The sequence below is a fragment of the Psychrobacter proteolyticus genome (genome assembly GCF_003350005.1).
Taxonomy (GTDB): domain Bacteria; phylum Pseudomonadota; class Gammaproteobacteria; order Pseudomonadales; family Moraxellaceae; genus Psychrobacter; species Psychrobacter proteolyticus.
The window spans coordinates 16,201-29,194 of the sequence record NZ_QLKS01000006.1 but is presented as its reverse complement, the minus strand read 5'-3'; the positions used below and the strand labels follow the sequence as shown (position 1 = coordinate 29,194).

The window sequence follows — 12,994 nt, the reverse complement described above, 5'->3', positions numbered from 1 at the left end:
GCTGGTGGTAATGGGGCAAGGTAACCAATTAATAGTATTAAGCTGCCTGCGCCAAGGAAGGATATGACTCGCCAAATTGCTTCAGTCTTATAATATCAAATTAACATTATATAAAAATTTCAAAGTTGCAGAAGTATAAGGGCCTTTGGTATTAGAATAAGTTAACATTCTCACATCAATTATATTACGTACATTTTTTGCCACAGCAATGGTCAAGTTATAGTTTTATTAGGAGGTTGAGCTAACACTTATTATGCTTGTAAGCATTTCTAAGATCTTAATGAGTTGTAAAGTAGCCTATATTTACTTTATAGTATTTCTTCTGCTTTTAATATTAAGCGGAGAATTTCTTTAAATTCTAACCATAAATAATGGTTGGTATCTCGTTTCGCTAGAAAACGCTTTTGTGTTTCAAGGATTTGAGTGGAGTTAGTTTTACTACCATAATCATGTTCTGAAAAAAGTCTAAATCTATCTTTGTAAGGCTCTGTTGGGAAGAGCTTCTTAATAGAATCAACATTTAATAGATCGCTATTACTTGCAATTTCCCATATAAGTTCCTCTGGTGTATCAACATTCATAAAATTAAATTTGTCATGATAAACATCAAGCATTTTTAGTTTAAAATTCTCTTTTTGTACAGAATTGTCAGAATTTCCACCATTAAGAGGTAAAATGAAAGAATCGCCTCTTGTTCCTGTTTGAGAAAACAGAATATCGTCAATATCATTTAATTCACTTTGAGGGATATCTTTTTGAAATCGCTTGACGGAAAATGTACCTTCATCTAATTTCTCCTTATATTTTTCAGTCTCATCTATATCAACAGTCTTTCTCATATCACCATCAAGAAAAACAATATCCTTATTGGGTGTTTCAGAAACAGCAAAATGCACTAGTAAGTTTTTAACTATAGTGGCTGCACCACCAGGATAAACGATAACTTCAATATTCTTAAGAATTTCTTTGTCTATTTCAACAGCTGCTGCACTCACTATTTCTTTTGCGAGTTCATCTTCAACATATATCTTTCGCTTAGTTCCATGAAACTCTGACCCCAATCGTAAAAAAGCTTGTTCAGCAGAACAGTTATTAATAATATTGTAGGTATTATTCGCAGCTTCAAATTGAAAAAGTTTTATAGCATTATTAGGTAATCCATTCACAAAATGTTCAGAATGTGTCGACACAATCACTTGACAGCCATTTTTTAATATCACAGAGAATAATAACTGTCGAAGCGCTTTTTGTGCTCCTGGGTGAAGTGAGACTTCAGGTTCATCTAGTAAAATCAATGAATCTTTCGCAGCTCTCAGAACTTTAACAACGCAGTTAACGACAGATACTTCCCCACTACCTGCTACAGCTTCACTATAACTAGAAACAGAATTTGTAAAAATTATCGAGTACCCTGAATTGTTAAATAAGTTATGCTTAACTATTTTTGCAGATATATAGTTTTTACCTAATATACTATTAACCCAATTAATTTCTTCTTCGTTTAATACATCTATACTTGTCGTTTCTCTTGAGTGCCAACTCATGACAGAGCTACTAGTACCTATTTGCTCTATATGGTTCTTTAGAACACGTGATCTCTTACGTAAAAAATCTTGTTTAGAATCTATAGACTCACTCTTATTATATGTACCAAAATAAAAAAACTTATCAAAAGCACTAAGTTCAGCTCGAAAATCGATGTATACGACTTCCTTCTGTATTTTTTTCCATCTGGTCTTGTTTCTAAGTTCAGACAAAGATTCATCAAAAGGCTCAGGCATATTAGCCATCTTATCTTTAATCATGGGACGAGCAGTTTCCCAGTAATCAGGATCATCTTTCCTACGCACTCGTTTTTGAGCTATTTCTACAGGCGACTGATAATTAAGAGGTTGGTATTTATAAATATATCTATACGCTTCATCTCCGCTTTCCTCTATAGGATCTATCGCCGTAGAAAACCAATAATGGGCTACATTATGGTTTGCTGGGCAGCCATATAAAGCTTGAAGTGTAGATGACTTTCCAGAACCATTTGGCCCAACTAAAGCAACGAAAGGGAAATCCAAATCAATACTTGCACCATTTTTAAGTTTCTTAAAAAACGGAAATCTAATGTTTAGAATATAATTATTAAATGAACTAATCCGACGCTTTTTGATACTAGTAAGTAAATCGCTCATAATTACTCTTTCTTCAATAGGATATTTAGAAAATTCGTTACTTAGGTAATAAATAGAGCAAAACTATCTATCAAGCCGATAACAGTTTAGATATTTCTGATATAAGAGCTTCACCCAATTTAATAGGTACTGCATTCCCTATTTGCTTTGCCATCGCTATCGAACCACCAGTGAACATATAATCATCTGGAAAGGTTTGTAGGCGTGCAGCATGACGCAAAGTAATACCATGATTTAGCCAAGGATGCACAAAGCGTCCTTTTGAGGGATTATTACACCCTGCCGTAATTGTATTTGCTTGTATATGTGGATAAATACGGCCATAGACATCTTTATGGCCTTTATAGTTTTTGTGACAGTTCAGTTCTCTACCTGACTCGTCTCTATCACCCAATAATGGTGTGTTTTCAAAGACTCTAGTTAATGCTTCAGAGTGAGTCATACTTAAGTTACATGAGTCTTGAAGATCAAGTTTTTTGCCCCACTGCAAGGATTTAATTATCTTAGCTGACTCTTCTTTGGAATGTCCAAACTTTTCGGCAAGTCGTTCTCTGAAGATATCCAAGATTCTTGAATTTGGCTTTTCAAAAGCTGATGATGCAGTTAACCAGGAAGCTTCACCAGATTTATGGTGGGTTGGGGGTGGTGGCCAATTGATATCTCCTTGCATTACATCATCACGAAGTGCAAATATAAAAGCACGTCTACGATTCTGAGGTACCCCATAGTCACGTGCATTTAGAATAAGTGGTTCACCTGCAATGATTGTATAACCATGCTCTTTGGCAAGATTTAAAAAATCATTGAGATATTTTTCATGACGAGGCCATAGCAGACCAGGGACATTTTCAACTAAGAAAGCTTTAGGCTTTAAATGTTCTACAAAATCAAAATAACGTATGAGTAGGGCGTTTCTTGGATCGTCTTTACCAGAGTCGTGAATACGATGAGAAGAGAAACCTTGGCATGGTGGACCACCTAGTAGGAGATCTAATTGACCTTTTTCAATACCTTGAAATCGCATGATCGAATCGATATCGACTTTCGTAATGTCTTCAGCAAAGACTTGAGTTTTTGCTTCGAGCCGATCTACCAAATTTTTTTGATAAGTTTCGGCTGCGTGTTGATCAAACTCAATCGCAGCAAGTACATCCACGCCAGCATTATAGGCTGCAAGTGAAAAGCCACCCGCTCCTGAAAATAAATCTATTGCTGTCAACTTCTGTACCATTGCATACTCTTAAAAAATAAAACGATAATGATTATACTGGAGTTGCTGTTCTATGAGTAGTGATAACTAGAATGCTTAAAATTCAAAAGCTCATATTATTTATGAATGTCAAATGTTGCTAGCGGACAGTATTTCTATTAGTCTTCTGTGACAATTATTTTAATCTATCAGTTCTTATCCGTGATCTCATCGTGCGAGGGTGGTAGTGGTGCCAAATAACCAATGAGCAGAATCAAACTGCCCGCGCCAAGGAAAGATATGACTCGCCAAATTGCCTCAGTCTGTGACAAATCGACCAAGACCAGCTTGAGTACGACGATACCTAACAATCCAATACCCATAAACCAAAGCGCGCGTTGCCAGTAGCGACTCGCCATGATGGTGGCAACCAAAGCTAAGAGCGTCCATAGAATCGTCAGTCCTGTTTGTACTTGCTCGCTTTGCCATGCGCCGCCTTGATAGTCGTTCCAAAGTGGCGTACCAATAAAAGCGTGTAGCGTTCTGACCAACATGCTGGAGATTAACCAAAAACTAATTAGACCCAATATAATTAGCAGACTCTCAGTGGTGAATACGCGCTTAGATTTGGCAGCTGTACTCGACTCGATAACGGTTTCATTGTGGCGACGTTGGCTGATGTAGTACAGACTAAAACCAACCGATAGCGTCAACCATGATGTGATGTCGTATAGGTTGAATAATGGAAAATAAGACAGTCCCCAAATCATACCGTCATAAGACCAATTGGTAAGAACAACCCACAGTAAAGCAATGGGAGCAAAAATGGCAGCGCATCCTAATAGTGCCTGTTGCCAATCAAACCAATACAGCCGACCTTGTTCTGAAACTTTATTAGTTGAGGTGTTCTCTGTATTTTGACTGAGATAACGAAGATTGAACCATAGTCCAAATAATATAAGTACCGCTGAAAACAAGAAAGCCATTACGCCATCAGAGTCTGGTAGGCCATAATGCGCCGCGGCAGCAATAAGTAAGATACCCGTACCTAGCCAGCTTGCATCAGTGTGGCGTGATGGATTGTTATTATCAGACCATGTATCAGACCATGTTTTTAGCCATAGCTGACCCATGACCAACCATCCGATTATTAAGCCTACAAACACCAACCATTCCGCTGTTGCCCATGTTAAATTTCGCTCAAATTTTTGTGGCAGTTGCAGTATTAGCATGAAGTAGAACAGGGCCAATAATCCATGACTAAGCTGTCTGATTTCCGCCCACGGACGATAGCGATTGATAACCCAATAAGCGATCAAGCTGATGAGTGCTGCCAGTGCAATTACCGTCGTGCTTGATTGCCAGATATCAAACCAATGATGCAAATCAAGCATCAGTACTTGTAGCATCCAAGCCATCGCGGTCAATGTCAAAAATTTGATGAATCTAGGGCTATGCCAAACGAATTTGAATACGCGGCTCTGACTATCGATGGAGGTCAGCCATTGCTGCGCAGCTTGCGTACTGACACCCAGCGCACGTGCATAGCCGGTCAATACATCTGATGTGCCGTCCAATGTTTGTGATTGTATGACTGAGGATTGAGATTGTATGACCGAGGATTTTGTAGGACCTTTAGTGTTAAGGCTATTAAGTTTGTTACTACTATCTAAGCTATTAAGCAGCACAGCAGGGGAGTTGCTAGCACGTAATATAAAGACGGTCGCTAGATAACTGAGCGCTGAAATACTAAAGGCCAAAACGGGATAGTCTTCGATAGAGAATACCGCTGTCGTCACTAGCATACCAATACTGACGAGCTGTAATAGTAAGCCGAATAACACCGACCACGATCGCAGCGAGCGTCGTCCAAACCATACTAGCGCCAATCCTTGTACTGACCAGCCAAAAGCAATCCACTCAGCATCTAGCGCCAGCGGAATAACGAGCGCAAAAAATCCTAATCCCAATGCTAGCATGCCTTCGGTGATTAAAGCATAGCGCCTACTGCGCTGGATGAACAACCAGCCCATCCCAAGATAAACCGCAGCCAAAATGGCACTGGTAATCGTAAGGGCGTTAGAGATGTCGTTTAATAAGGCAGAAAATAAACCAAAGGCCAGTAGTGGTACTGAAAACAGTAAACCCGTATCAATAGGGAATACATAGGAGCTGCCTACATTGGCTTTATCCAAGTGCTTTGTATCATCTGTATTATCAGCATGACTGAGGTCTTTTTCATTTAGCGCATTATAGGTAATGATTTGCTGCGCATAACGAATGACGACAAATAAGTAAAGCAGCCAGTGTAAGTTTACTAATGCTACCAATGACCAGCGCTGCGTTTCAATGACGGCGCTCAGGTTTTCGCTGATACCCCAATAGTATGCCAAGCCAAAGGTTACAGTCACACCGAATAGATTTAATATTTTCCAAGGTCGATAATGAGCAATGACGGCAATCGTGACGTTTAGCAGTAGATAATAGCTAAATAACGTGACTAAGCTGCCAGTATCTTCACTGGTCAAAATCGGTGCAAAAAATCCACCAGATAATGCCAGTAATGCTAAAGGAAAAGCGTTCTGACGTACGGCGAGAGCAATGGTAATGGCAGACAATATCCCAAGCCCGACAAAGCTTGGGATACTAGGAATGATTTCATAAACACTGTAAGCAAAAAAAGTGCTTAGATACGCAATCGCTAAGCCTGCGCCCTGTAGCGTAATCCCATATGAGAAACGTTTTGCGGTCAGCTTTAATCCAAGCGCTGCCAATGCTAACCCTGTAACGCCAACTGCTATCAACTTCGTGGCAATCGAAATCTCGATATATTCGCTTAATAAGCGAAGCAGGAGCACCACACCTACCAACAGCACCAGTACGCCGACTCGCACGACTAAATTTCCACCGAAAAACCAGTTTTTGATTGAATGAATGAGCGAGGTCACAATAGGCAATGAGCGTTCATCAGGCTCAATCGATGCGGTAGGTGCTGTGTTTTCCGTATTGATAAGGACACTATTGTCTATAGGTTTATCATTAGATATATTTGACGCTGTATGTATGGTCGAGTTTGAAGCAACGGTAGGAAGCGGTGGTGGTGATACAGGCAGCCGATTATTCGGAGAAGAGTGTTGTGAGTCAAAAGCTATTTCTTTATCATCATGGTCTTTAGTGTCACTGTCTTTAGGAACATTGTCTTTAAGATCATGATCGTTAGTAGTAGTGTTGCGCGCATAATCCTTTTCATCTACCAAAGGTGCCGACGGAGGCGTCATACTACGCTGTCTTTGCTGCTCAAGCTCAGCTTGCAGTTTCGTCACATCGCGGCGTAGAAGCTCGATTTTTCGAGCTATCCTAGTATATAACGCGACCACTACGATCAATAAAATCGTAAAAGCCAGCCAGCCCAACTGGGTCACCATTAGATACAACATCTTCGTCACTCAATCCAGTTTATAGTAAAATGATAATGACGTGATTTGATAAGAAGCACAAGACTACTCTGATTACTGGGCTAAAAGACAAATGCTAGAATGACACTCAAAATAAAAGGGTAGCTTAATAATTAAGCTACCCTTTTTGATGATCTTTATACCAAATCATTTTTTATGCTAGATTGGCTTTCATAAACTCAAGCATGTTTTCCCAGCTTTGTTTAGCAGCAGCTTCATTGTAGCCAAGATCTACTTCGTTTTTAGCAGCGCGTTCATCAGCATGCGGATTGGTAAAGCCATGTTTGGCATTGTCATAAACGTCGATAGTGTAATCAACATCGGCTGCATCTAGCTCTGATTTTAGACCTTCGATAGCATCCATTGATACCATTGAATCATCACGGCCATGAGCAACCAACACTTTTGCTGCAAAGTTTTTATCTGCTGGTTGTTTTGGCGTTGGGTTACCATGGAACGTGGCAACGGCTTTTAGCGGCATGCCTTCGCGAGCCATATCTAGTACAACTTTACCACCGAAGCAGTAACCGATTGCACCTAGGTTGTCACCATCGACAGATAGCTGATCGCTAAAATCATTAAGGATTAAGCGGCAGCGTGCCATTAGCATGTCTTGATCAGCCAGTACTTGCTCCATCCACATGTTTGCCTGCGCTGCATCAGTAGTTAATTTGCCTTCACCGTAAACGTCCATAGCGACTGCTGCATAACCTGCCTCTGCCAAACGCTCAACCACTGATTTTGGATGATCGACCACGCCCCACCATTCTGGTGCAACCAAGATACCTGCTGCTGGATTTTCATCTGAAGCGTTCTCTGGTAGTGCTACATAACTGATAAGCTCTACACCATTCTCGGTAGTACTGATTAATTCAAAAGTCTTAATTGACATATTATTGTCCTTTTTTATGTTGTGAGTTTTAATTATTCGTCATTATGATGGTTCGTTTTTCTAACTCGTACTACCTTAACGCCCATGTCTAGCAAAAACAGCTATAATACTGTAACGCTCTTTATCAAAATGCTACTGCGACTTTATGACTATAAATTTGTTAAACAAAAATAATGACCAATCAGACTTGAACTTAGGTCTCGATGCAGCGGCCAAGCCTGCGCAATCGGTAAGTTTGTTCCCTGATAGTACCGATGTTGATTCTAATGCTGATGCTGATGCTGACTCTAAGTATGAGTCTGAGCCACTACGTCCTCAGTTTTGGTCGCGATTTGCGTTAACAGAACTAAACCATAGCGAGTGGGAAGCGCTGTGTGATGGTTGCGGCAGTTGCTGCTTGATTAAGTACATCGATGAAGATGAAAGCGGCAATGTGGATGAGGAGCTGGTCGAATATACCGATGTCACCTGCCAGTTGATGGACTGCGCGACAGGATATTGCAGTCACTATGCAACGCGTCAAGAGCATGTGCCAGACTGTATTCAGCTGACTATGGACAACTTGCCCAAGATGATGTGGCTACCATCGCACTGCGCCTATAAGCGTCTGTATAAAGGGCAGGGCTTACCAAGTTGGCATTTATTATTGACTGGGGATGCGGTGGTGACACAACAACAGATGCGAGCGGCCAATGTAGGCGTCGCTGGTCGCTGTGTCACGGAAATCGGTATGTCTGATGAAGAGATGGAGACGCGGGTGGTTAACTGGGTTAACCCTTAGTCTACAGTTAGTTAGATGCCTGAGCAGTAGATTTGGCCTTTGCTTCCGCACTGGCTTGCGAGTTAGCCAATGCTGGTAGCGGAATATCTTGACGAATCTGCTGTGAGAATTTACGGCTGTTTTTATCTCTATCGATATTAGATTGTGAGTTGACTTGATTATCAAAGCCTTTTGCTTTTGGGTTGATATGAGTACGCTCATACCACGTGTTCATTGACCAAGGCTGGTTGCCCTTTTCTGGCACCGCATCCAACATACCTACATCATATAGATAGTTCGGTAACCAACCAGAGACCCAAATTCGATAATCCCATGGCAAACGATCGCCACTGACGATACGCGCCATATAAAAGATAATATTGGTACAGTTGCTGAGCAATGTATTGTACCAAGCAGGTTTAGCGTTCAAATCATCAGCCGCAGTCAGATAAGATTCAAATAGCGACCTCACTTCATGCTGTTGCAAATTACTAATAGGAAACAGATAAACCTGCTCGCCGCGCGCGTTGCTGCGGGTGTAAATAATATCGCGCTCTTCTGCGGCAATCAGGCTCAGCTCATAACGTCGAAAAAAACCAGCAAGCGCTGAAAAAGACTCGCCGTCTTCTTTACGTATCTCAAATGAAAAGGCAAGTGGTCTATCATCTTCAAATCGAAAGCTAACCAAGGTATGAGCGATTAGCGGTCCCATCCAATAAGAGTTAGTCACATCAACGCCAGAGAGTTTAGACAGATCAATTGTGCGGGTATCCCAATGCTCGGTAGCGTCTTCTTCAGTTTGCCAATCAAAGTTACGGACATTGGTTAAAGTAATCAAATCAGGGTTGGTCGCATCGCGTTCATAAGAGACCCGTTGGTCGACCTCAGCCATCCATTCTCGATCTTGTTTCGGTTCGATAGAAAAAAACCAACCTAGACCCACAAGCCAAATAGCGCCATATACGCCGATAAGTAGTTTGGTTGCTGTATTTTTGCTAATTGATTTTTTGTTAGATAATGAGTCACTGTGCAATACTCTTGTGACGACATCCCAATAACGTGTACTTAGCAGCGCAGCTAATATACCTACAATCGCTATTGTCGCAAGCCAAGTCAGTACTGAGCTGACACCGTATTGATACCAAATCGCGAGTAACAGCCATAGCGCTGATAACAATAACGTAACGGCAATTAAAAAAGTCACAAGACGCTGGTGCCATGTAGGCTTTGGCTGTTTACGTTCTAATGTTTCGCATTTTAAGTCAAGGTTCTCCAAACCACGGCTCTCTAAGCCACGACTGTCTGACAGTCGACTGCGTGAACGCGACGAGAGTAAGCGAGAAAAAACGGAACGTAGCGACATAGGGTTTGCTTTGATAAATAAAGGCTTTGACCATAGCAAAGTTTATAACACGCTGACAATACAATTTGAGTGAATTTGTCGTTGAATGTCGGTGAGCCTTGCGATAAAGTGAAGCTAATTTGTACTAGCAAATTTGTTATTCATGCAGTAATTAATAACAAACTAGCTGTTTTATTTGCTACTTTTATCCCCATCTAGGCTCTACTTGTTTTTTTATTGAGTATTGTTCATTTTTCTATTGAATACTATTCTGATTTTTATTAACTAAAGAGGTTAAATCACACCACCATGTCTGACGACACTCCCAGCCCGAGTAGTTGGTCGATGCGCGGCTTAAAACGCTGGCTATCGACCGCCCCCGAAACCCGTGATGAATTGATTCGTCTGGTACAAGACTCGCGCCAGTTTTTAGAGCCTGATACTGTCGATATGCTAGAAGGCGTGCTAGATTTGCCTGCGACACAAGTCCGCGAAATCATGACGCCGCGTCCGCAAGTAATTGGTCTGCACGAGAGCACCAGTCTTGCTGAAGTGATGGACATCATTCTTGAGACCACCCATTCGCGCTATCCTGTTTTTGACAGTCAAGACGATGATGCTGTCATCGGTATCTTATTGGCAAAAGACTTAATTCCGATTTTGGTACATATGGTTCGCAACCAAGAAGACAAAATTGACAGTAAACGTCTCAAAGATTTGGTGCGTCAGCCGTTATATATCAGTGAGACGGCTCGTTCTGATACCTTGCTACGCTCATTGCAGCGCACCCAAGTACACATGGCGATTGTCGTTGATGAGTTTGGTAACTTCGGTGGTGTGGTCACCATGGAAGATTTGTTGGAAGAGATCGTTGGCGACATCGTCGATGAGCATGATGACTTTGATGAAGACAGCGATATCAACAACATCGTTCCTGACCCAGAAAAGCCAAATACATGGCGTGTCCAAGCGTCTACAGTAATTGAAGACTGTAATGATGAGCTGGGTAGCCGTTTTGACGATACCGATGTCGATACGATGGGCGGTCTGGTCATGCAAGCACTTGGCTTCGTTGGTGATTTAGAAGGTGAGAGCGTCGTGATAGATGATTGGAAAATTACTATTACCGATGTAGAAGGGCGATTTATCCAAAATCTAGAGCTGACCAAAACCAATGCCGAGCAACAGATATTAATAGGCAGCCACTAGCTTGATTATAGTGTCACGATAATTGGTCTATGAATAAAACTTGTCAGCAAAATTAATAAAAAACACGATGCAAAATCGTGTTTTTTGCTTTCTGCCTTTTGAACTTTAGAATGAGGTTTTAGCTACGCAAATTTACCCATTTGTAGGTTTTGACTGGTATCATGGGTGGGTTTTATTTATGGCCCTGCATAAAGCATTATGCAGTCAGGTTTTGCGTGAGTGTTATCTCATCGCTTAGCTGAGAATATTTAGAAAATATGATTTTGGATAACTGCTATGCGTCTGTCTACTGTTGATTTGCAAAAGCGTCTGAACCCCGGTAAACCAAAAGGTTTACATATGGGGTTGACGGTACTAATAGCTTGGCTGGCAGGGGCAGCTTTCATACTTGCGCTCGCGCCTTATGGGATTTGGCCAGTTGCCTTGGTATCACCTGCTATTTTATATGCGTTATTGGTACCAGCGATGACAGGTCGTCGCGCCTTTCTGATTGGTCAGGCCTACGGTACGGGACTGTGGTGTGTTGGCGCGTTTTGGCTGTACACCTCGATACACGTTTATGGTGATACGCCCGCATGGCTTGCGCTGATTATGATTGCGCTCATGGGTCTAGGTATGGGTTTGTTCCATGGCTTTTTGGCGCTCATTTTTAATCGTGTGGTTGGCAAGCAGCCGTTATCTTTTGCTGCCTTATGGATACTTCAAGAGTGGATGAAAACTTGGTTGTTTACTGGTTTTCCTTGGCTATTCGTCGGTTATGCATTTACTGAACAGTACTGGCTGTCTTCGTTAGCGCCTGTGGCTGGCGTCTTTGCGGTTTCTTTCGTAGCGGTACTATTGGCTGCCAGTATCGTTGAGCTATTGCGTCGTCGCGGTGGCTATATGATTCCATCGATAGCATTGCTTATCATTAGTAGCACGCTTTGGTTGATCAATCCGCAATGGACCAAACCAAAAGGCACCCCTGATTTATCGGTATCTTTGATTCAAGGTAATATCCCACAAGACCTAAAATGGCTCACCGAGTATCAGATTGAAACGCTAAAAATCTATGCAACGTTGACCCGTGACGAGTGGGGACGTGACATCGTGCTGTGGCCTGAATCGTCGATTCCTATGTTTCAGACAGAAGCTGTTGGTTTTATCAGTGAAATGGTCGCGATGGCCAAAGAGACTGACACGACATGGGTGACAGGTATTCCTTATAAGGATGAAGCAGCGTTTGATGCCAGTACAGATAAGTATCCGCCGTTCTACAATAGTGTGGTTGCGCTAGGAGCACAGGCAGAAGGGCTTTATAAAAAGCAACGTCTAGTGCCATTTGGAGAATATATTCCATTCCAAGGCGTGCTCGATATTTTGCCTAATCTAGCGGGTAGCCAAGACATTATGAGCTATAGTCGCGGCAGTGATCAGCAGTCACCGCTACGTGTGCGAGGGCACAATCTAGGCGCAGCCATCTGTTACGAAGTGGCGTATCCAGATACCACGCGCAAAAACGCCATTGGCACGGACTTCTTATTGACCATCTCAAACGATGCTTGGTTTGGTACGTCAGCAGGTCCACTACAGCATCTACAGATGGTACAGATGCGAGCGCTCGAAAACGGTCGCTGGTTTATGCGTGCGACCAATACAGGTGTGACAGCTATTATCGACCACAAAGGTCGTATCGTAGAGCGTGCACCGCAGTTTGAACGTACTGTACTGCGCGGTGATATTCAGGCGCGAGTTGGCAACACGCCATTTATGCGCTTTGGTCAGTATCCTATTTTGTTTATAATGACACTGTTGCTGATACTCAGCTATTTGGGTAAACGTCCGAAGACTCCAGTACGTTTGGTTAAGTAGTATTGTTCAGTAAGATGTGTCGATAGCGAATAATAGATAACTTATTAAGTAGTTGGCTGACATAAGTGCCAAAAATGAATATTCAAATTGTGGATAATAAGCCCTTTAAATAC

Annotated in this window: 8 protein-coding genes; 3 read left to right on the top strand and 5 right to left on the bottom strand. The window is 41.9% G+C overall.

All coding sequences use genetic code 11. The features are described from left to right. Positions 1-308: 308 nt before the first annotated feature. The 4 genes from DXK30_RS11225 to DXK30_RS11210 all read right to left on the bottom strand — a co-directional run bounded on the left by DXK30_RS11225 (position 309) and on the right by DXK30_RS11210 (position 7,719). Positions 309-2,183, bottom strand: a complete 1,875-nt coding sequence (locus DXK30_RS11225) for an AAA family ATPase (protein ID WP_114701762.1) — start codon at positions 2,181-2,183, stop codon at positions 309-311. A 70-nt stretch (positions 2,184-2,253) separates the two neighbouring features. Continuing rightward, entirely contained in the window at positions 2,254-3,414 is a 1,161-nt protein-coding gene (locus DXK30_RS11220; RefSeq protein ID WP_201508197.1) for a DNA cytosine methyltransferase, read from the bottom strand. A 167-nt stretch (positions 3,415-3,581) separates the two neighbouring features. Then, positions 3,582-6,809, bottom strand: coding sequence for a DUF2339 domain-containing protein (locus tag DXK30_RS11215; protein WP_114701761.1), 3,228 nt, complete (start codon positions 6,807-6,809; stop codon positions 3,582-3,584). A 172-nt stretch (positions 6,810-6,981) separates the two neighbouring features. Further along, positions 6,982-7,719: a dienelactone hydrolase family protein gene (locus DXK30_RS11210; RefSeq protein ID WP_102078159.1), complete on the bottom strand. Its 738-nt coding sequence runs from the start codon at positions 7,717-7,719 to the stop codon at positions 6,982-6,984. Between the two features lie 235 nt (positions 7,720-7,954). On the opposite strand from DXK30_RS11210, the gene DXK30_RS11205 reads away from it, so the two are divergent. Continuing rightward, entirely contained in the window at positions 7,955-8,500 is a 546-nt protein-coding gene (locus tag DXK30_RS11205) for a YcgN family cysteine cluster protein (RefSeq protein WP_227670757.1), read from the top strand. 7 nt (positions 8,501-8,507) lie between these two features. Here the strand turns inward: DXK30_RS11205 and DXK30_RS11200 are convergent, their stop codons facing one another. Further along, entirely contained in the window at positions 8,508-9,842 is a 1,335-nt protein-coding gene (locus DXK30_RS11200) for an Lnb N-terminal periplasmic domain-containing protein (protein WP_114701759.1), read from the bottom strand. 288 nt (positions 9,843-10,130) lie between these two features. Here DXK30_RS11200 and DXK30_RS11195 point away from each other — a divergent pair, with 288 nt between their 5' ends. Next, the gene (locus tag DXK30_RS11195) at positions 10,131-11,030 is read left to right on the top strand and encodes a CBS domain-containing protein (RefSeq protein ID WP_114701758.1); all 900 of its coding nucleotides are present in this window, start codon (positions 10,131-10,133) and stop codon (positions 11,028-11,030) included. 276 nt (positions 11,031-11,306) lie between these two features. After that, positions 11,307-12,881 (top strand): apolipoprotein N-acyltransferase, encoded by a 1,575-nt coding sequence (gene lnt, locus DXK30_RS11190; RefSeq protein ID WP_114701757.1) that lies wholly within the window; start codon positions 11,307-11,309, stop codon positions 12,879-12,881. Positions 12,882-12,994 lie beyond the last annotated feature (113 nt).